This is a genomic window from Novosphingobium nitrogenifigens DSM 19370 (assembly GCF_000192575.1).
Lineage (GTDB): Bacteria > Pseudomonadota > Alphaproteobacteria > Sphingomonadales > Sphingomonadaceae > Novosphingobium > Novosphingobium nitrogenifigens.
The window spans coordinates 1-19335 of record NZ_GL876934.1; the positions used below are offsets into that span (position 1 = coordinate 1).

General features: G+C 61.4%; 18 protein-coding genes. 11 read left to right on the plus strand and 7 right to left on the minus strand.

Annotation, left to right across the window (positions count from 1 at the left end):
• Positions 1-1482 (minus strand): strawberry notch-like NTP hydrolase domain-containing protein (locus Y88_RS14155; RefSeq protein WP_198133360.1); only part of this gene is annotated, 1482 nt, incomplete at its 3' end.
• Between the two features lie 466 nt (positions 1483-1948).
• Here Y88_RS14155 and Y88_RS14160 point away from each other — a divergent pair.
• The 7 genes from Y88_RS14160 (at position 1949) to Y88_RS14190 (ending at position 7566) form a co-directional block, all read left to right on the plus strand.
• Positions 1949-2839, plus strand: a complete 891-nt coding sequence (locus tag Y88_RS14160) for a LysR family transcriptional regulator (protein WP_008070444.1) — start codon at positions 1949-1951, stop codon at positions 2837-2839.
• Positions 2840-3045: 206 nt separating this feature from the next.
• A complete protein-coding gene (locus Y88_RS14165) occupies positions 3046-4128 on the plus strand; it encodes a YeiH family protein (protein ID WP_050805637.1) in 1083 nt (360 codons plus the stop codon).
• A gap of 33 nt (positions 4129-4161) precedes the next feature.
• A complete protein-coding gene (locus tag Y88_RS14170) occupies positions 4162-5139 on the plus strand; it encodes an MBL fold metallo-hydrolase (RefSeq protein ID WP_018075834.1) in 978 nt (325 codons plus the stop codon).
• Positions 5140-5159: 20 nt separating this feature from the next.
• Positions 5160-5453: a hypothetical protein gene (locus Y88_RS14175; RefSeq protein WP_026166977.1), complete on the plus strand. Its 294-nt coding sequence runs from the start codon at positions 5160-5162 to the stop codon at positions 5451-5453.
• Positions 5441-6280 (plus strand): DUF692 domain-containing protein, encoded by an 840-nt coding sequence (locus tag Y88_RS14180; protein ID WP_008070453.1) that lies wholly within the window; start codon positions 5441-5443, stop codon positions 6278-6280. The genes Y88_RS14175 and Y88_RS14180 overlap by 13 nt, the downstream gene beginning before the upstream one ends.
• A complete protein-coding gene (locus tag Y88_RS14185; RefSeq protein WP_232281092.1) occupies positions 6267-6980 on the plus strand; it encodes an HvfC/BufC family peptide modification chaperone in 714 nt (237 codons plus the stop codon). Before Y88_RS14180 ends, Y88_RS14185 begins: the two co-directional genes overlap by 14 nt.
• Positions 6958-7566, plus strand: a complete 609-nt coding sequence (locus Y88_RS14190; RefSeq protein ID WP_008070457.1) for an HvfX family Cu-binding RiPP maturation protein — start codon at positions 6958-6960, stop codon at positions 7564-7566. Before Y88_RS14185 ends, Y88_RS14190 begins: the two co-directional genes overlap by 23 nt.
• A 292-nt stretch (positions 7567-7858) precedes the next feature.
• Here Y88_RS14190 and Y88_RS14195 read toward each other — a convergent pair whose 3' ends face one another.
• The 6 genes from Y88_RS14195 to chrA form a co-directional block, all read right to left on the minus strand.
• Positions 7859-8749 (minus strand): hypothetical protein, encoded by an 891-nt coding sequence (locus Y88_RS14195; RefSeq protein WP_157132663.1) that lies wholly within the window; start codon positions 8747-8749, stop codon positions 7859-7861.
• 144 nt (positions 8750-8893) lie between these two features.
• A complete protein-coding gene (locus Y88_RS14200; protein WP_008070458.1) occupies positions 8894-9757 on the minus strand; it encodes a hypothetical protein in 864 nt (287 codons plus the stop codon).
• Between the two features lie 342 nt (positions 9758-10099).
• Positions 10100-10921, minus strand: coding sequence for a chromate resistance protein ChrB domain-containing protein (locus tag Y88_RS14205; RefSeq protein WP_008070459.1), 822 nt, complete (start codon positions 10919-10921; stop codon positions 10100-10102).
• Between the two features lie 15 nt (positions 10922-10936).
• Positions 10937-11803: a YncE family protein gene (locus tag Y88_RS14210; protein WP_408637196.1), complete on the minus strand. Its 867-nt coding sequence runs from the start codon at positions 11801-11803 to the stop codon at positions 10937-10939.
• Between the two features lie 137 nt (positions 11804-11940).
• Positions 11941-12660: a superoxide dismutase gene (locus Y88_RS14215; RefSeq protein WP_157132664.1), complete on the minus strand. Its 720-nt coding sequence runs from the start codon at positions 12658-12660 to the stop codon at positions 11941-11943.
• A gap of 23 nt (positions 12661-12683) precedes the next feature.
• Positions 12684-13988, minus strand: a complete 1305-nt coding sequence (gene chrA / locus Y88_RS14220) for a chromate efflux transporter (RefSeq protein ID WP_008070462.1) — start codon at positions 13986-13988, stop codon at positions 12684-12686.
• Between the two features lie 488 nt (positions 13989-14476).
• Here chrA and Y88_RS14225 point away from each other — a divergent pair, with 488 nt between their 5' ends.
• The 4 genes from Y88_RS14225 to Y88_RS14240 all read left to right on the plus strand — a co-directional run bounded on the left by Y88_RS14225 (position 14477) and on the right by Y88_RS14240 (position 19318).
• Positions 14477-16087 (plus strand): TIR domain-containing protein, encoded by a 1611-nt coding sequence (locus Y88_RS14225; protein ID WP_008070466.1) that lies wholly within the window; start codon positions 14477-14479, stop codon positions 16085-16087.
• A 379-nt stretch (positions 16088-16466) separates the two neighbouring features.
• The gene (locus Y88_RS14230; protein ID WP_008070468.1) at positions 16467-18083 is read left to right on the plus strand and encodes a hypothetical protein; all 1617 of its coding nucleotides are present in this window, start codon (positions 16467-16469) and stop codon (positions 18081-18083) included.
• Positions 18084-18260: 177 nt separating this feature from the next.
• Positions 18261-18659, plus strand: coding sequence for a hypothetical protein (locus Y88_RS14235; RefSeq protein ID WP_232281093.1), 399 nt, complete (start codon positions 18261-18263; stop codon positions 18657-18659).
• Positions 18656-19318 carry a hypothetical protein gene (locus Y88_RS14240; RefSeq protein WP_008070470.1) on the plus strand — a complete coding sequence of 221 codons (663 nt, stop codon included), beginning with the start codon at positions 18656-18658 and terminating at the stop codon, positions 19316-19318. The genes Y88_RS14235 and Y88_RS14240 overlap by 4 nt, the downstream gene beginning before the upstream one ends.
• Positions 19319-19335: the final 17 nt, after the last annotated feature.

Here is a 19335-nt window from a genome sequence, read left to right on the forward strand (position 1 = left end):
AATCCAGAGATGGCGGCGATTGCCGCGCAGCCATTGATCCATCAGGATCGAGGCGAGTTGCCGGCCTTTGCCAGCACCCGTGCCATCGCCGAGGAAGAAGCCGCGTCGGTAGATGGCGCCGTCGGCATTAGGCACCAGTTCCAGGCCGCGCTCCGGCACGCGATAGCGATCGGGAAGATCAAACGATGTGGCGTCGAGCGCGTGGACCAGCGTTTCAAGCTGGGCGCGGCTGAGCACACGGTCACGGATCACTTTGGCAGGAAGCTGGGGGACGTAGCTTGGCTTCGGAAGCGCCACTGATGCCATGGCTGCCGATTCGACCAACTGGGTTGGATGGTCTGCGGCATTCTCGAAGATCAGGCGTTGGGGCCGATAGGCGACATAGACGCCGACTGCCTGTTCGGCTTCGGCGATGGTGTCGCGAAGGGTGTAGACCAGAGGGATGGCGCCGGTGGCATCGCCGCGCGACTCTGCTGCGGCCAGTTTCGGCACGGCTGAGCGGAATCCGCCCAGTAAAGTGGACGTGGTTTTGGCAGTCGAAACTGGAGGTCCGGCCACGAGCGCCAATTCAGTTGCGCCCCGACGGCGCGATGGAACCTTGGACAGGAAGGGCACCAGATCGGCAACTGTGGCCCGGTTGATGACAGTCATGTTGATGGAACCTACGCACTTTTCGATCACCAAAAGACGCACGGCGATCGCCGTGCCCTGTTTGGCAAAAGCACCCTCAAGCCGGGCATGAAACGCCACACTCGCGCCTTGCAGCGCGCGCTGAAACAGTTCCGCGCGGCGGCCGTGGGGTTGGAAGCTGTCCGGCATAATGGCGACGAGGCGGCCGTCGGACTTCAGAACGCCAAGTGCGGCGGCGAGGTGACGTGCGGCTGTGGTGGGATCCTCAAGGCCAGCAGCATTGCGGGCGAAGGGCGGGTTCATGAGAATCACGCTGGGCCGCTGGGTCAGATGAGCCGCGATACGGGCGGCATCATGGCCGGTCACAGTCGCGTTGGGAAACAAGTGGCGCAGAATTTCCTGACGGACTGGGTCGATTTCGTTGAGGTACAGGATGGCGGCGTGTCTGGCCCATATAGCCAGCATTCCAGTGCCTGCGCTTGGTTCGAGCACCACATCGTCAGGTTGGATGTCGGCAAGATGGGCCGACAGCCACGCCAATCCCAGTGGCGTGGAGAAATGCTGATGCTCGACCTGCTCTTCGCTGCGAACGGTCTGGGTTGGGAGGCGCGCTTCTAGATTGTGCAGCAATGGGAGTGCCAGATCGGCCGATGACGGGATCGATTGGCAGGTTAGCCAGCGAAGTAAAGCCATTTCCAGCATCTGAAAGCTGTCACGCTGAGACCAGGCTCCCGAGGCCGAAGTGCAGCCGGTGGCCTCCTCCATGGCTTGATTGATAATCCGCCGGGTGAGTTTTTCGGTGGCAGACAGATGCGGCATTAAACGACGAGAAGCGTCAGCAAGCTGGCCCACATATGTTGCTGGCCCCTGGTGGCATTGAAGCATAGGAAATCCTTTCGGGTTCAGGGAACTCGAAAGCCGTTCCTCCCGCTCTCACTTTGGAGATTCCGCCCTCAGAGCCGATTGTTGGAGCCAAGGCGTCATTATCGGAACCAATAGTCGACGCACCCTTGCCTCTTGGGGTTTGCAAGGCGAGGCCTGGTCGCGTGCGACCGTAAACAGTATGCCGCATAATGGGACAATGCCGCCATTCCCGCGCAAAGGGTTGAATGGCAGGTTCATCGGCAAAATCCGGCATGGCGAGAACTGTCCGCTAGCCAGAAATGTGACTGCGATAGGAGGCCGTGTGTGCTGCGCTGTGCGGCTCGGCTCTCCCTGCCGCTGATCGGTTGGGGCATGGTGTCGGCCAACGGCACCGCCGCCGACCGACGCCGTCCATCGACGATGACAAATCCGAGGAAGCTGCTAACCTCCGCGCATGACCCTGGAACAGCTTCGCATTTTCGTCGCCGTTGCCGAACGCGAGCACATGACGCGAGCGGCGGACGCTGTGGGCGTCACGCAGTCCGCCGCTTCTGCCGCCATCGCCACGCTGGAGGCACGGCACGCCATCAAGCTGTTCCACCGCGTGGGGCGCGGCATCGAGTTGACCGATGCCGGTCGCTTCTTCCTTGGTGAGGCGCGGGCCGTGCTGACGCGGGCGGCCGAGGCGGAACTGGCGCTTGGCGAATATGCCGGGCTCAAGCGCGGCCATCTGCGGCTTGTTGCCAGCCAGACCATCGCCGCTTACTGGCTGCCCGAGCGACTGGCCGCTTTTCACCGCCGCTATCCCGAGATCGAACTCTCCGTCGCGATCGCCAACACCGAAGGCGCCGCACGCAGCGTGCGGGACGGCGAGGCCGAACTGGGCTTCATTGAAGGGGCGGTCGATGATCCATCGCTCGCGTACTGGAAGGTGGGCGAAGACCGCATGTTGCTGGTGAGCAGCACCCCCGCCGAGGCGATCACCAATGCATGGCTGGCGGCGGCCCCATGGGTGATGCGCGAGCCCGGATCCGGCACGCGCTCGACTTTCGAGGCCGCTATTCTGGATCGAGGCCTCGACCCGCACACGCTCAACGTGGTGCTGACCTTGCCGTCCAACGAGGCCGTTCTTGCGGCGGTGCGCGCGGGCGTGGGCAGCGCGATGCTGTCCCAGTTGGTCGTAACCCCGCTTCTGGAAGCCCGCGCGCTGTTCGCGCTGCCGCTCGCGCTTCCCCCGCGCCCCTTCCATGGGCTGCGGCAGAAGGAGCGTTACCGGAGCAAGGCGGCCGATGCGTTGCTCGATACGATCAAGAGCTTCAACGCGCAGCCGGACTGGGTGATCTGATCGTTTCAAGTGATTGGTTTGATCACGAGGATTTTTCGACGGATCAAGAAAACGCGCTGCCGGAGGGCGTTGATGACGCTCCATCGCCAGCGCGATCAGGCCGGAGCGCGGCCAATCAACAACTTAAATCGATCATAACCATATAAATTGATCGTTGGATTGATCGGTCGGCTGGTCGCATCTGTGTCTCACCAAGGAGATGCAACGTGACGACACAGAGCCTGTCCAGCCACCCCGAACTGCCCGGCAGCGCCCTTCTGCCTGGCCTCGCACTATGCCTGACCGTGACCGGAGGCGCCCTCATCCTGCAACGGATCGAAGCGGCGGTTTTCGGGCGCACCTGGTTGGAAGCGCTCGTCCTCGCGATCCTGATCGGCACAACCGTCCGCACCGTCTGGACGCCGGACAAGCGCTGGTTTCCCGGCATCACGTTCAGCGCCAAGGTTCTGCTCGAACTCGCCGTTGTCCTGCTGGGCGCCTCGGTCAGCGCAGCGACGATCATGGCCGCCGGAGCGGGCCTGTTGATCGGCATCGCCTTCGTGGTCTGTGCAGCCATCGCCAGCAGCTATCTGATCGGGCGATTGCTGGGGCTGCCGACGCGAATGGCGCTGCTCGTCGCCTGCGGCAATTCGATCTGCGGCAACTCGGCCATTGCCGCAGTGGCGCCGGTGATCGGCGCGGACGGCGAGGACGTTGCGGCCTCGATCGGCTTTACCGCCGTTCTGGGCGTGGTGGTCGTGCTGATGCTGCCGCTGCTCGCCTTTGGCCTGCACCTGAGCGGCCACCAGTTCGGCGCGCTTGCAGGCCTCACCGTCTATGCCGTGCCGCAGGTGATCGCCGCCGCCGCGCCCGGTGGGGCCACCGCCGTCCAGATGGGGACGCTCGTCAAGCTGGTGCGCGTGCTGATGCTTGGCCCGGTCTGCCTGATCCTTTCGCTGATCGCGCCAAAGCTGCGCGAGGAAGCCGACGAATTGCCCCCGCATGTGACCACCGGCGAACGCCCCGCCCTTGGCAGGCTGCCCCTGCACCACCTCGTGCCATGGTTCATCATCGGCTTTCTCGGCCTGATGGGGCTGCGTTCCTTCGGCCTGATCCCGCAGGCCGCGCTGGCTCCGGCGAACGACGCCGCCACGTTGCTCACCGTCGTCTCGATGGCAGCGCTCGGTCTGGGGGTCGATGTCCGCACGGTGGCCCATGCCGGAGGCCGCGTGACCGCTGCTGTCGTCCTCTCGCTCCTCGTGCTCGGGGCGATCAGCCTCGGCCTGATCCACCTGCTGGCCTTGGCCTGAACCGGCCCCTCTTTTCTCGCATCGGAGACCAACATGAAGCCGTATCTCCCCCTCTCTGCCTTGGCCGCCGCGCTGGCACTGGCCGGATGTTCCGGTTCCTCCACGCCCACCGGCAAGGCTGCGGCGCCCGCCACAGCCGCCGCCGACGATGCCACCACCTGCAAGAGCGGCATCACCCTCCAGTTGCTGGGATCGGGCGGCCCCGTCTCGGACGACGCCCGCGCGTCATCGGGCGCGGTGGTGTGGATCGATGGCAAGGCGCGACTGCTGATCGACGCAGGCGGCGGCACCTATCTGCGCTATGGCCAGACCGGCGCCCGGCTCGAAGATCTCGACTTCATCGGCATCTCGCATTTCCACACCGATCACGTGGCGGACCTGCCGGCGATCCTGAAGGGCGCCTATTTCCTCAGCGGCCGTCATGACGTGGCGCTGGTTGGCCCCGGCGGCAATGCAAACTTCCCCAGCATGACCGCTTTCTTTGATCGCGAATTCGGCCGAGGCCATGGCGCGTTTGAATATCTGGCCGGACTGTCTGGCGGCACCGATGGCCTGAACCTGTCGGTTCACCCCTCGAACGTCAACGTCGCCAGCCCCGTCGCCACCAAGGTCTGGCAGGGCGATGGCGTCACCATTTCCGCTCTGGGCATCCCGCATGGCGATGTGCCTGCGCTCGCCTATCGCATCGACACGCCCAAGGGCGTGATGGTGCTCTCGGCCGACCAGAACGGCAGCCGCAAGGAATTCATCGATTTCGCCAAGGGCGCCGACCTGCTGATGATGCCCGCCGCCATCGACGATGATGCCGATGCCCAGTCCCGCTTCCTCCATGCGACGCCAACGGTCGTCGGCAAGATCGCGGCACAGATCCATCCGAAGATGCTCGTCCTCGACCACTTCATGGGCCGCTCGCTGAAGGACAAGGACAAGAATGTCGCGATCATCCAGCGCTATTATCACGGCCCCGTCTTTGCTGGCCGCGATCTCTCCTGCTTCCCGCTTTCCCATTGAATGAAAAGGAGCATATCATCATGAAGCATGAACTGATCCTGGGCATCGCCGCCACTTCTCTGCTTGCCGCCCCGGCTTATGCAGCGCCGCAGGCTCCCGCCCCGGCCACCGCATCACAGCCCGCCAAGGGTGGCGGCAAATGCGCCAGCGGCAAGTGCGGCACCGAAAAGATCTACAGCCAGACCAAGCTCCGGCACGATCCGAACGGCGTCCTGGTCCGCGCCCGCGACGGCAAGTGCGGCCTGACCGGCAAGGGCTACAAGGTCGCTGAAAACAGCCAAAGCCGGTTGGCGGAGGGCGTATGCGGACGCTGACCGAAGGCGCGCGCGGACTTGGGCTTCGGCCCGAGTTCGTCGACACCCTTCTCGAATTGCCGGCCGTTAAAGGTCTGGATTTTCTGGAAGTCGCCCCCGAAAACTGGATGCAGATCGGCGGTCGCAAGCGCGACCAACTCGACCGCATCGCTGATCGCTATCCATTGGTCGCGCATGGCCTGAGCCTGTCCATCGCCGATACCGAGCCGCTCAACACCGCCTTCTTGCGCGATGTTGCCCGGTTCCTCGACGACTATGGTATTGCCATCTACAGCGATCACCTGAGCGCCGCGCGCGACAGCACCGGCTATCTCTACGATCTGCTTCCGGTTCCGCGCCGCGCGGAGAACCTACCCTATCTTGCAGGCCGCATTGCGCAGGTGCAGGATTTCACCGGCCGCCGCCTCGTTCTGGAAAATATCTCCGCCTATTATCGCTATCCCGGCGAGATGACCGAGGGCGCGTTCTTCGCTGAACTCGTCGCGCGCTCCGGTTGCGGCATCCTGCTCGACATCAACAACGCCTATGTGAATGCGCGCAACCACGGCACCGATGCCGACGCGTTCCTCCGCGCGCTGCCGTCCGAGGCCATCGTCTATTATCACATCGCCGGGCATCTCGAACTTGCCGACGGATTTCTGCTCGATACCCATGGCACGCCAGTCGCCGACGCAGTCATGGCGCTCGCAGGAAAGGCCTGGGCGCTGCATGGCGCGCGCCCGCTGCTGCTCGAACGCGACAACAAAGTGCCCGCGCTCGATGTCCTGCTTGCTGATCTCGGCTATATCGCAACCGCCGTCGACGAAGGCCGCCATGTCCTCGCCTGAAACCGCCGCACCGCCCGCCATGGCGATGGAATTCGCCGGCTTCTGCCGGGCCGCCCGCACAATCGGCTCGGAGATATACGGCCAGTTGCTGCGCGAGAATGTCGCCGACGTCCTGCGGGCTAGCTTCCCGCTGTTCACCGGCGGTATCGGCAGCGCGGCACTGGATGCGGCGATCGAAGCCTTTATCCAGCGCCACCCGGCGACGCGCCCGCAGTTCCACCATATCGCCACCGAGTTTCTGCTTTTTGCGCAGCGCCAACTTGTATTGTCGCCCCAACAGATCGCGCTGCTGGAATATGAGTGGGCGCTGCTCGCTGCAGAGATCGACCCCGCATCGGTGCCACCCGCCAGCACGGATGTAGACAGGCTTTCGCTAAACCCCACCGCCCGTCTGGTGTTGTTGCAGTTCGATCCCGCCCGGCCAGCGGTCGCGGGGGACGCCGTCGATCGCCCGCATGCGATTTTCCGAACCGCCAGTCATCAGGTGCTCACCCTGCCGCTGACACTGCCGGATTGCCTGCTGGTCGAGCATGTTCGTGCGAAGGAAGCGGCGCCGCTTGTCGGGCTTTTCGACGCGCTCATGCCCTGTTGCTCGGCCGTCGAACTCCAGACCAGCCTGACGCGTGGTCTGGTCTGCGGCCTGTTCTGCCCATCCCAAAGACCATCGGAGACCCCGCATGAAACTGATCGCTCTTGTTGACACCGCGCTGGAAAAGGCCCGCGCGCTGGACTTCCTCGCCCCGCTCGCCATCCGGCTCTATCTGCTGCCCATCTTTTACGAAGGCGCGCACGCAAAGCTGACCGGCTTCGAGGCGCTGGTGCAGTGGTTTGGCGCCCCCGTTGCACAGGGTGGGCTGAACATGCCCGCCCCACTGCTGATGGCGGCTCTCGCCACGGCGACGGAAACCGCCGGTTGCATCCTGCTGGCGCTCGGCCTGTTTACCCGTCTGATCTCGATCCCGCTGATGGTGACGATGACGGTTGCCGGCCTGTCGGTCCACTGGTCGCACGGGTGGGCGGCAATCGCGGGAAAGACCGCCGAGTCCACCATGCGGCTCCAGGCCTTCATGGAATGGTTGGCACAGAATTTTCCCGGCCGGTTCAACTACATCACCCAATATGGCGACCCGGTGGTGCTCAACAACGGCATCGAGTTTACGGTCACCTATGTCATCATGCTTGCTGTCCTCTTCTTCTACGGCGGCGGACGTTTTGTAAGTCTGGACTATTGGCTCGGACAGTTCCGGGCACGCCCGGACGGCGCCCTGGCTGCGGCGCATGTCTGACACCTAGCTCCTTGGTTTCGACGGTATTCTTGGCTTTTCTACGCCGCGAATGCCGTTGAAATCGCTGTTCACTTCGGCCGATCATATCGCCCACAGCATGCTCGAAACGTGAAACGGCCAGTTGCGGTCATTGCGGACACTCCTGCCAGCGCCACGGAACGACGCAATCTGGTCGGGTGCCGCTGGCATCGGAACGCGCAGTCGTGGGACTTTCCTGCCGATCTGCGCCGTAACTGGGAACGTCTGGTCGCGCCAACACAGGCCATTCGCGGGTTTGCCAGTACGCAACAATCTACTTCTTCAGGGCTTTCTGGATCCTCGGCCAAGACGGGCTGAGTTCAAACGGGAATTTTTTAAGTTCTGGGTGCTTGGGGAAGATATGAAATGGAACCAGGACTCGGATTAAAAGGAGGCCGGGCATGAACGCATAAGCAGAAAATCGGTCGATAATTCTTCTATATTTCTTAACAAGTGCATTGATAGTGTCTGAGCCGCCAGTGTTAACGACCATCCACCCCCCATCTGGAGCTTGCTTGTAGAAGTGGTGCAATGAGTTTTCTGCAGGATGGGCGAATTGCGAGAGTTCCGAGTAGAAGGAATAAAGGCCCTCCAAATCGAACCTTTCAAGGTCTTTCACATATTCGAAAGTCTTCTTCGCCTCGAACACGTTGGAGAGCTGGGCGCGTTCTGCTCCATTCAGCTTCCGAGCATGCATGAAATGCGTGATCTTGTCTTCAAACTCCGAGAAAGTCAGCGACGTTGCGCATTCACCGGCAAGGGCTCCCCGAATTTTGGGCATGCTTTCTGCTAATGAAATCGCGAGTAGATTGAGGTCGCTGTAGAAATCTGCGGTGGACTCAATCAGCGACCTCAGATCGTTGCACCACGCAAGCAGGTCTCCTCGTTGGTATGAATTCCAGCATGCCAGCAGCCATTGTTTGGAACGTGACAGGCAGAGCAGCGCGGCCAAGTGGGAATTCTGAAGCATCTCCAGTGCGCAGATGCGGTTCGCGTCCGCCGTAGCTGATCCGTCCGCGAAAATAGCGCCGAACGATTCTTCCGACGTGAAGTAGTGTTGGAAATTTGATGAGCGCTCCAAAACGGTTTCAATGACTGGCCCGAATTCGCGCGCATATCTGCCAAATAGAGGCGTCGATTCGGAAATGCTTTCTGTCACATTCACTACTACATCCCAGCTAAGAAGTTAGTTCGATTCAGGTTGAAGTTCATGGGACCCACTGCCCGATAGACATTGCTAATATCAACAAGACAGCCAGAGTTACGTATTGCACCCCCGGAACTGGTGCTGTCGCTCCGCCGCCAATCTTCAACTAAGCCCGAAGGCAGGCGCAACGACATCGACCCAGATGGTGATGGCGGAGCGGCCCCAACCGGTCTCGAGGTTAATATGCTCTAGCGACAGATTTGGTAGCCGGATCGCCACTGGAACGTACCGCACGGACAACTCGCCCAAGGCGACCTCGTGTGCCGGGAACCGTTGGCCGAACGAGGCGAGGCGGGGTTCCAAGGAGTGAAGCAGATCTGAGCCTGTCCGCTGAAGTCGGCGTCCATGATAGTGGCGCGCCCCCTCGCTGGCGCAATCCTCGACCGTCGGCTCGATGACCGTCGCGGCCGTGTCATCGACCACGATACTCGGCGGCACTATATCAACCATTTGCGCATGGTCCCAGTCTTGGAGCGCAAGCGAGGAATCGACGATCAGGTAAGGCGGCGCGCAAAGCCATGCATGTCCAGTCACGGAGGCGGGATCAACGGCTCCATCTATTGCATGGAAAGACTGGCGCAGTCCGCGGTGGGGCACGTCAAGATTGGCCGACCCATACAACCCGAAGCTCCAGACGCCCAAGCGGTCGAGCATCCGTACCATCATTCCGTAGGCGGTGATGCACGCACCCGACATAGCGTTCTCGGCGAGTTCAGAGGCGATGATCGCCGCGAGCTTGGGCACGGTTGTGCGGGCGTGGGCCTCGTAGGCAGCGTTCAAGGGGCGGGTGATGACCCATTCGGCGTATTTCTGGATGTAAATTCTGTCGCGCTTTTCCATCGCCACGAAGGCGGGCTGATCGTAGAATCCGAACTTAGTTGGATCGATGCCGGCAGCACGAAGTTCCGCGGTGAGCCGATCGTGCTCGTCAGCCGCTGGTTCCTCGCGCTGCTTCTCGTCGACCATTCCGTACTTCCCCCGGTTGACGGAGGCTATCTATCAACACTGTTCACTTGTCAATTTCAGACGGCGACGGATAGGACAGAGCGCATTGCTGTCGCTCTGCTCCTCGTATCAAGAACGGCCGGTTCCGTCGGGAACAGCCGTTATGGCGTAGGTCTTGGAACGGCGAGAGTTGGTCGCCAGCAGACTGGCACCACACTCGAAAGAATTTCGCCTTCAGAGCAGCCGTTCCCAGACGAGCCTCCGAGCGTCGTTAGCGCGCCTTCGTTCATGTTCCAACACAAGGCGTCGAATGGCCGGATTCAACGCTGCTCGCGGTCAGCCAGATGGACGACAATGTTGGCCTCACCGTCTAGGACGGTGTGACGCCCAGTTATGGGTTTCGTCATAGGCATCGCGGCTCCAGCGATATAGTGCATCATAGGCGATTATCCCCGCCTCCAACTGGGCGTGGTCGTCTTCGAACATACGTGACAGACCTAGCGAAAGCGCGAGTAGCCCGGCGGCTTCGGGCGCGATCTTCACCCGGTCGGTATCCGCCCCCCGCACGATGGTGGCAAGGCGCGCCAGCGGTTCCCAATCCCCAAGCCCGAAATCCTCGACCATGGCATCGAAGGTGCAAAGCTCACCCCGGTGAGTCCAGCGCAGGCCTTCACCCTCCACGTCGAAAGGCGTGGCGCCAAAGGCAAGTGCCACGGCCTGAATTTCCGACGGCGCGACAAACAGAAATACCGCCTGCGGATCGACGAAACGGCGGATCAGCCATGGACAGGCGATGCGATCGACCTTTGGCCGCGCGCGCGTCACCCAGACCGTGCGTCCCTGGTCATCGCGCGGTGGCAGAGCCTCGGCGCCGATCAATGGCAGTTTTTCCGCTTGCCAGCCCAGAACGCCACCTTCGAGGATCTGCGCATCGGCCCGGTGGTGTCGCAGCCAAGCCGCCACACCGGGGCTGACCGCCTGCCCGTTGCGGCAAATGACGATCACCTCCTGCCCCGCATAATTCCGACCCCATTGGGCGACATCCGCGCCGCTCAGGCCAATCGCTGCCGGAAAGAGCCGCCCATCGGTCTCCTCGGCCATGCGAACGTCGATCAGCACGGGGCATTTGGGCGTGCCCAGGAGCCGCATGAGCTTGGCGGGGGCGATGGCGTTCAAGGCTGACATGGGCTGCCTTTCGGATCAATCTTCGGGTTTGAGGACAAGCAATCGGGCGGTGCCGCCGGTCCAGCCGGCAGGCACCGCCACGATCAAGCGGTCAAGATCGGGAGAATAGAGCGAGGTGCGCGCACCCGATCCGGTTTTGACAAAGCCGAGCGGGGCAGCAGTTTCGGAGAAGGCCTCGACCTTGCCCGAGCCGCAACTGACATACCAACGCTGCCGCTTGGCATCGCGGAACACATCATCGGCATCGCCGCAGGTTGACGGATCAAGATGAACCGCGCTGCTGGCTGCATCGAGCACCGACAGATGGGCTGGCAGGCGGGAGACGATGGCAAGGGTCTGTCCCTCCGCGCCCAGTGCCATCGGGAAATTCAGGTGGTGCGGCGCAGGCCAGCGCGCCAGCACCGTACCCTTGGCGAGGTCAACGGCGGCCACCGCGCCCGCATTCGGCAGGTTGACATAGAGCCGTCCCTTCGCCGCATCGATCTGGAAGCCCTCTGGATGCGCGGGCAGCGATATGGTCCTGACGATCTCGCGCCTGACAGGATCGATCAGCGCGATCGCGCCCGAGCCATAGCCCACCGCGATAAGGCCGTTTGCCTTGTCCACCCGGACGTTGTCAGCATCGCTGCCGAGCTTGAGGCTGCCCACTGGCGTCAGCGTGGCGGCATTGAAGAACCGCACCGTCCCATCGCCACCGCAGGCGACAACCAACTGATCGAGCGCAGGCAGGTAGGCCACCCCCTGCGGTTCTGCCAGGCCGGTGATGCGCCGCCGCTGCCCGTTGGCGAGGTCGACAGCATCGAGAGAACCATTGGCGATTTCAGCCACGAACAACCGGTGATGCGCCACATCCAGTGCCAGATGATCTATCCGCCCTTTCACATCGGGCAAGGCGATCTCGCGCTCCAGCGTTAACGGCGCCTGAGAGGCGGGCTCGGCCTGCGCACATCCGCCAAGGGCAAGGAGCGCGATGAATCCGCCGTATGTAAAACCTCTCATCTCACCCCCCTGTTCCAGCCTTACCCTCGCGTGGCGGCCTTGTAGCGCGCATCGACCACGGCCCAATCGATGTTGTGCAAGAAGGCCTCGACATATTTGGCAGCCGCCGCGCCATAATCGATGGCAAAGGCGTGCTCATACATGTCCAGCACCAGCAGCGGCGTGCCCGTCACCGGCCCATTGGTGTGGTCCCAGGCCCAGTAATTGTGCAGAGATTTGGTGTACTGGTTCCACGCCAGAATGCACCAGCCCGAACCGCCCGCCAGCGCCATGGCGGTGCGGCGGAATTCGGCCTCCCAGGCCTCGAAACTGCCGTGGCTTTTGGCCAGAGCCTCGCGAATCGCGCCCTGTGCCACGCCATCGCCGCCCAACTGTTCGAAATAGAGTTCATGGAGAATGACCGAGCCGGTGCGGTGCAGTTCCTCGCGCTTGAGATCGCCATAGATGACCGGGGGCAGATCCTTGTCGGCCATCGCGGCGGCAAGGCGCCCCTCGACCATGTTCAGCGCTTTGACCGAGCCTTGGTAATTGTTCTCCCAATGTGAGCGAATCAGTTTTTCCGACAAGCCGGTGAGCTTGGTCGCATCAAAGCCCAGAGGCTTGGGCGCGTGGCCGCCGGCGAACGCGGGCACTGTGACAGAAGGAACAGCGGTTTGCGCGCCAGTCTCGAGCGGCACTGCGGCGGCAGCGGCACCGAGAGCGATAGTGCCAAGAGCGTTGCGGCGGGACATGTCAGCCATGCGGATGCTCCATATGGGGGGTGTCAGGGGAGGAGAGAAAGCAGCCAGCCACCAGCGGCGGCGAGGCCCAGAACGCGCATGATGTTCCATTTGCGGGCGATGATCAGCCAAGCGGAACCGGCGGCGATCAAACCGGAGCGCCAGTCGAAACTGGCCAACACCGGCAGGCTGAGGCTGCCCCAGACCGGCCGCAACTCATGGAACAAGACCTGCAGCGCGAACCATGCCGAGAGATTGGCGATCACCCCGACAATGGCCGAAGTGACCAGCGCCAGCGCGCCTTTCAGTGCTTGGGCGCGTTCGAGCCGTTCGATCCACGGCGCCAGTGCAAACACCCACAGGAAGCATGGAGCAAAGGTTACCCATGTTGTCAGCCCCGCGCCCAGCAGGCCCGCAACCAGCGGGGTGAAAGGTGTAGGGCTGCGAAACGCGGCCAGATAGCCGACAAATTGCGTCACCATGATCAGCGGCCCCGGCGTGGTTTCGGCCAGCCCCAGCCCATCGGCCATTTCGGCGGCGGTCAGCCAGTGCTGCGCCGAAACCGCCTGCTGCGCCATATAGGCCAGCACCGCATAGGCCCCGCCAAAGGTCACCACCGCCAGCTTGGAGAAGAACACCCCCACCCGCCACAGCACATGATCGCGCCCGAGCAGCGCCAAAATCGCCACCATGGGCGCTGCCCATGCCAAAGCGCCGATCAGCACGGCGCGGACGCTGTAGCCCCAGGGGCGCGGCGTATCGGGAGGCGATCCCGCCTCGCCCTTCAGCCCCAACAGCGCGGGGCGCCAGCGCGCCGCGATCCAGCCGATCACCCCCGCCCCGATCACCACCAGCGGAAAGGGCGCATTGAACAGGAACAATGCGACAAAGGACAAGACCGCCGCAGTTTTGCGGAACCGCGTCCCCAGCGCGCGGCCTGCAAGCCGCAGCACCGCCTGCACCACAATGGCCAGAACCGCCGCCTTGATGCCAAGAAACAGCGCCGCAAACCACGCCAGATGCGCCGCCGCGCCATAGAGCATCGAGAGCGCCAGAATGACCAGCGCGCCGGGAATGACAAACAGCAGTCCCGCCGCCAGCCCGCCCCGGATGCCATGCAGTTTCCAGCCGATCCAGATGGCCAGTTGCTGCGCCTCAGGCCCTGGCAACAGGTGGCAGAAATTCAAAGCGTGGAGATATTGGTCCTCGCTGATCCAGCCGCGTTCCTCCACCAGTTCGCGGTGCATCAGCGCGATCTGGCCCGCAGGCCCGCCAAAGCTGAGACAGCCTATGCGGGCGGATACGCGCACCAGTTCGGCAAAATCAGGATGGGAAGGAGAGGTCGTCATTTATGTGCCTATCACCTTTCCGCCCGCACAATGCAGGCCGGAGAAGGCAACACTTGGGCTGACGCCTGGCCGGGAGGTTGCTTTATCCCGGTGCGCCCTCTCCTAGTGCAGCAACCCGATCACGGCAAGTATCTTGATTGATCCGAGGCAAGCTTGACTGCTTTGCCAGACGGCATGTCAAACAGATACGCTTCCAGTTATGCAGGCAAGATTGCAGCATCAGCGTTACCGACAGCGACCTGTCACTATGCTACGTCGGCGTCATGCCCAGTTTCACCCTCTCCTCCGGTCCCGCCATTGCCGCCGCCATTCGGGACATTCGGGGGCCTTGGTCAGGGCATCGGAACCCGCCATACGTTCACACTGGCTGGTGCTCTGCTGAAAGAGGTGGTCTGGGACTTTCTGCCTTCCGCGAGTGATGCGACGAACGGGATTCTGCTGAACGCAGACGTTGACTCAGCTTGGGCAAGGGAGTTTATCAGACATAGATGGACGGCATGACGAAGCGCACGAAGCTGATCACACCGGAGGAGGAAGCGGCGTACTTGCGCATGTTCGCGGAAAGCTATGCACGCAACCGGCGGCTGATGAACGCGCAGCGCTTCAACGCCGGGCAATTGACCATTAATCTTGTGAAGGCACCGGACGATCCGGGAGAGGGCGAGCCGGCATTCCAAGATGATCTGGCGCGATTTGGGGGTGGGTTACGCGCTGCGGAGATTCCGTACCACCAGACTGCGATCGCGATGGATTCCGTGGCTGCCCACGGTTTTACATTGCCCGAGTTCGTCGTCGCGATGCAGGCGCTGGGACCGCCGGCGATCACGGCCATCGCCGGATATGCTGTTGCATGGATGCGGTCCCGCAAGGGGCGCAGCATTCGCATCGCCGTCGGGGATGTCGAGGTCGAAGCATCGACGCTGGATCAAGTCGAGCATGCGCTGCAGAAGGCCTTGATGCTCAGAGATCGCCAAACGGTCGGTGCAGCGGCACCTTCGACCTCGAGCCACACCCATTACGACGAGGGCGAGTTGACCATGCCAATCGAAGACGACGAAATCAGAGGGGTACTGCTCAAGCATTTCCACAACCTGCGGCATAACAATGGTGGGTGGGTGCCGATCTCTGAAACCGTTCTCGCACCCCATCCGGTTGAGCTGCGAGTTATCGGGAGTGTGTGCCAGCAGCTTGCCGACATAGGCCTCATCGATTGGAAGGCACTTGCAGGCGACGGGGGCATTGCGGCCGGAATGGCCAAGATCACGGGCAAGGGAGTGGCGGCGGTTGAACGCCGCGGCTCTTCGGAAATCTCCATCCGCTTTCCGTCGAACGATGGTTCCGCGCGAGACTCTCGGGCGAGCGAACCGCAATATACGCCAGAGGCAGCAAGCGCGGTCTATGCGGCGATCGAGGGTTTGATTGCTGCTGGCAAGCGTGCCTACGCCCATAATGTCCCACTAGAGGCCCAAAACATTCTGCTGAAGCACTTTGGTGGAAGGCTCCGACCGGCCGAGGCGTCGGATCAAATACAGGCGGCCATCGTCGGATTGGCGGAGAGCGATAAGATCGAGATCCATCCAGAGCCGCGCAAGGATTGGCTGATTTTGGAGCGTGAAATTTTGGAGGAAATCGTTGTGCCAGAAGTCAGTAGGAAAATATTTGTGGTTCACGGTCGGGACGACGCGACAAAGAACGAAGTTTCCCTGTTCCTCGGAGCGATCGGATTGGAACCGATCATTCTGCATATGCGCCCCAACGGGGGGAGGCACTTGCTCACCAAATTTCGGGAAGAGGCCGATGGCGCCGATTTCGCAGTGGTGCTGATGACGCCCGATGATGAAGGTGGCCTCGCGGGTGTCGCTGATCGGAAGCCCAGAGCGCGGCAAAATGTCGTGCTCGAACTTGGATTTTTCCTCGGAAAGCTTGGGCCAGCCAACGTGGCCGCGCTTGTGAAGGATGATGTCGAAAAACCATCAGACTTTGACGGTATTGCCTACATTCCCTTCGATGCCGGCGGGACTACCTGGAAGACACTGCTGGCTCGCGAGTTGCAGCACGCGAAGGTGCCATTTGATCCTGCGAAGGTTCTGACCGCATGAACCGGTTCTGTCGTAAATTTTCCCCCAGTCTGCTATCCGGATGCAAAGATGCTGATTTTCAAGGGTGCGTGATGTTCAAGGGGCAGCATTTCGAAGGCTCGGTGATCATGCTGTGTCGCAGTCGCCCTCAAACCCGACGCTCAGAGTCTCTTTCCTGATCGACGAAAGCTGGCCATCGCTCATTTCGCACTACGAAGGTAAACCATCCAGCGAAAGCGGCGCGGCTCAATGGGGCCGGTTGGCAAGCAATTGCGGATAAGTCAGCGCACCGCACGCCGGAAATGCAGCCTTCATGTTTGACGATTGCCTCGCGTCGGTGTGAAACTGGCTTTTCCGGCTTCCTTGGGTAAGTCACGACTATCAGAGGCAAAACGCTCCCATGCACGACGATGCGCAAGCCATGCTGCCAGATGAGACAATGCAGCCCTTGTCCGCCCCGGAACTCTCATCTGTCGAGCCTCAGGGCGAAACAGATACTCAATCGTCGCCTCCCTGGTATGACAGACCACGATCAATCCCATACAAAATAGCCTCTCGATTGTCCCGATGGACAGGGGGGCGCGTCAAATCACCGGCCTATCACCGCTCGCTCCAGTTCCGCCGTAAACATGACACCAAGGATCTCGAGAAATATCGCGTCAGTCCTGACGAGCATGTCCAGACATGGTACTTCTGGACGCTTGAATTCTTCACCCCGGACAACATAGCCGTCCTGCGCGGTGCACTCGAACGCCTCAAGCCCGCTGGTCAGGAATATGGCGAGTGCGGTCCCGCCAACTGGCTAAGACAGGAACGTGGGCGACAGGGCAGTTCGATGGAACTCTATCTTGTTCCTAAGGAAGGCCGCGCATGGGGGCCAGGGCATTATTGTGCCCTGCCAAGTTTTGCCAAAGCCGCCCATGGCACTATCGCCAACATAACGCCGTCCCTCACCACGCTCACTATGAGTTTTCGCCTCAAGGACTCCGAGCGTGACTGGCTTGATGACGAGTTGCATCGCGATCATCAGCCCAAGATATTTCAACGCCCAAATGGGGTGGTATCGATCTCGAACGTGTGGCTGCAACAAAGGGCTATAGTTAGGGAGAGGCGGGAAAAGTGGGCACATGAGGTCACCGAGTGGCACCGCCGGCATTTTCCCGGCCTGCTCTCGACCAATGAGGAAGCTGTATCATGCTGCCTTCTCGATGTCATCGACGGCGCAGAGCCTTTTATCTCCGAAACCTCCAATCTCCTTGGAGCGCTTGATCTCGCACGAACGACTGCAGTGTACGAATATCGGGCAAAGGACGGGCAAGTTCTAGCCACAATGAGCCGTACGGCGAACACAGACGACGCAAGCCACCTCCACTTGGTGTCGATGACATTAAACCAGCTTCAATCTTATGAGGCGGCTGGCTACGGCAGCGATAACTGCGGTCGAATATCTCGTTTTGACTCAATGTTTCGTCGAGGCTTCACGTCGATTGCATTGCACCGCGTGCTCGATTTCTATAATCGCAAGGTGGTCTTAGCGCGTGACAGTGCAGCCGCCATTGTCGGTAGCAGAAGTGCGACCAAAGCTTTGGCGCGGGTGCGGGCTGATACAGCGCAATGTATCGATGCTGCAGTCGTCGCAAGAGAGTTGTGTCACGCGGCTAAGACTGGCTGGATCCCGTCGGACCTCTTGTCTTTTACCTACAAGCCTTTTTTCCTCAATGAAAAGGCCCAACCGCTCGCGGAGATCATCCATGAGCGGATCACCCGGCAATCGAGCGAACTCCTCGCCGATGTGGCAGCCTTGAATGAAAGCCTCTCAGTCCAAGCAGATCTTCTTAGCGCGCATGCTAATCTCAAGCTGCAACCGTGGATCATCGGGCTAGCCATCGTCTCCATGCTCGCTGGCGTGTTGGCCGCGATCGGGCCTGTGCATGATCTCCTACAGCCGCGCACATCGGTCGCGCTTCCCCAACTTGCAAGCCCGAAATCCGTCGATCACCCCCCAAAAAAAATCTGACGTTCATCGTCAATTGACCAAGGCAGGCTGATTGTGGTCTGATGGCCTTGGCTTGATAGAAGTTCGTTATCAGCTTCCGATTTAGGTCTTTCGAAACCGCTCTGGAGGCGACATCGGCCCACCCTACTTCGCCGTTTTAGGTGGCTGATCACTTCAGGATGGGGAGGCAATGTGGTGATGACTCAGGAAGAGGCGCAGGGCTTCCTTCACGCACTGGAAGCGGGTCTGGCTGAGTTCGGCGCAACCGAGCTAGCAGACCAGTCGCGCAGGGCTGCGCGCGATGAAGGTGACGAATTCGACAGTCGCGCCATGTTGGCGCTCCTGCTGGAAGAGATAGAATCCGTCCTCGTCGATGCGCCGAGAATGGTAAGCGCCGCGATGAAATCGCTTGGGGCAGAGCAACTGGCGTTCTCGACTGATCGACGCGATGTCCGCTTCAACGCGCGGGGTGATGGACTGGTGCGCCTGATCGCGATAAAGGATGACGTAACCATCACGATGAACACGCTGCAGCCCCTCCTTGGCAATGCCGAACAGGCGGCGGTCCTGATCGCCGAGTTGCGCGGGCGCATATGAGCGCCGCCACCGATACCCTCGCCCTGATCCGTCAGCTCACCAACCTGATCGGTGCCTCCTCTTCGTTCTGGCCGAATTCGAAGGCACCGCAACTCGACGACCTCTACGAAGCCTACCTCTGGGCGGAGACAGTGGGAATCGCGAAAACAGAGGGTTGGCAGGTCGACTTCGTCAACGCCGGGTCCCAAAAGAACCAGTTCACCTTCCGCAAAGGACCGGGACTGCTGACCAGCCCTGTCGCCTACACTTACGCCACGCTCACCGACGGCCGCCGTTCGGGCGAATTGCACATCGGCATTCGTATCAGGGGCGATTCGTCGACACTCCACGAGTTCGACGTCGTAGCGCTGGATGCGCACGGCGTTGCGGCGGCGCGGGCCGGCGCGAAACAACCCGGCCACTCGACGGTGCGCCTCCACGTCGAGGCCAAGTTCCATAAGGGCGACCTCTCCCTCGGTGTCGCGCGCGGGATCGTGGGCCTTGGTGCCGATTGCCCAAGCATCGAGCCATTCCTTGTCTCGAAGGCGTTGGGCTCGCCGTCGCTGCGTCCTCTCATAAAGTCGCATGGCGGACACTATGTGGACCGGATGTTCCCCGGAGATTCCGGCATCCCTTACTTCGCCACCTGCGTGAAAGCCGCCCTCGGCAGGTGGCGGTGATATGAAGAAGCCACGCG

Bases quoted from the DNA above. Each gene is read 5' to 3' on its own strand.
- Y88_RS14225 (WP_008070466.1), top strand. From the start codon at position 14,477: ATGGACGGCATGACGAAGCGCACGAAGCTGATCACACCGGAGGAGGAA.
- Y88_RS14175 (WP_026166977.1), top strand. From the start codon at position 5,160: ATGAAGCATGAACTGATCCTGGGCATCGCCGCCACTTCTCTGCTTGCC.
- Y88_RS14160 (WP_008070444.1), top strand. From the start codon at position 1,949: ATGACCCTGGAACAGCTTCGCATTTTCGTCGCCGTTGCCGAACGCGAG.
- Y88_RS14235 (WP_232281093.1), top strand. From the start codon at position 18,261: ATGACTCAGGAAGAGGCGCAGGGCTTCCTTCACGCACTGGAAGCGGGT.
- Y88_RS14170 (WP_018075834.1), top strand. From the start codon at position 4,162: ATGAAGCCGTATCTCCCCCTCTCTGCCTTGGCCGCCGCGCTGGCACTG.
- Y88_RS14180 (WP_008070453.1), top strand. From the start codon at position 5,441: ATGCGGACGCTGACCGAAGGCGCGCGCGGACTTGGGCTTCGGCCCGAG.
- Y88_RS14215 (WP_157132664.1), bottom strand. From the start codon at position 12,660: ATGGCTGACATGTCCCGCCGCAACGCTCTTGGCACTATCGCTCTCGGT.
- Y88_RS14205 (WP_008070459.1), bottom strand. From the start codon at position 10,921: ATGTCAGCCTTGAACGCCATCGCCCCCGCCAAGCTCATGCGGCTCCTG.
- Y88_RS14230 (WP_008070468.1), top strand. From the start codon at position 16,467: ATGCACGACGATGCGCAAGCCATGCTGCCAGATGAGACAATGCAGCCC.
- chrA (WP_008070462.1), bottom strand. From the start codon at position 13,988: ATGACGACCTCTCCTTCCCATCCTGATTTTGCCGAACTGGTGCGCGTA.
- Y88_RS14240 (WP_008070470.1), top strand. From the start codon at position 18,656: ATGAGCGCCGCCACCGATACCCTCGCCCTGATCCGTCAGCTCACCAAC.
- Y88_RS14185 (WP_232281092.1), top strand. From the start codon at position 6,267: ATGTCCTCGCCTGAAACCGCCGCACCGCCCGCCATGGCGATGGAATTC.
- Y88_RS14200 (WP_008070458.1), bottom strand. From the start codon at position 9,757: ATGGTCGACGAGAAGCAGCGCGAGGAACCAGCGGCTGACGAGCACGAT.
- Y88_RS14190 (WP_008070457.1), top strand. From the start codon at position 6,958: ATGAAACTGATCGCTCTTGTTGACACCGCGCTGGAAAAGGCCCGCGCG.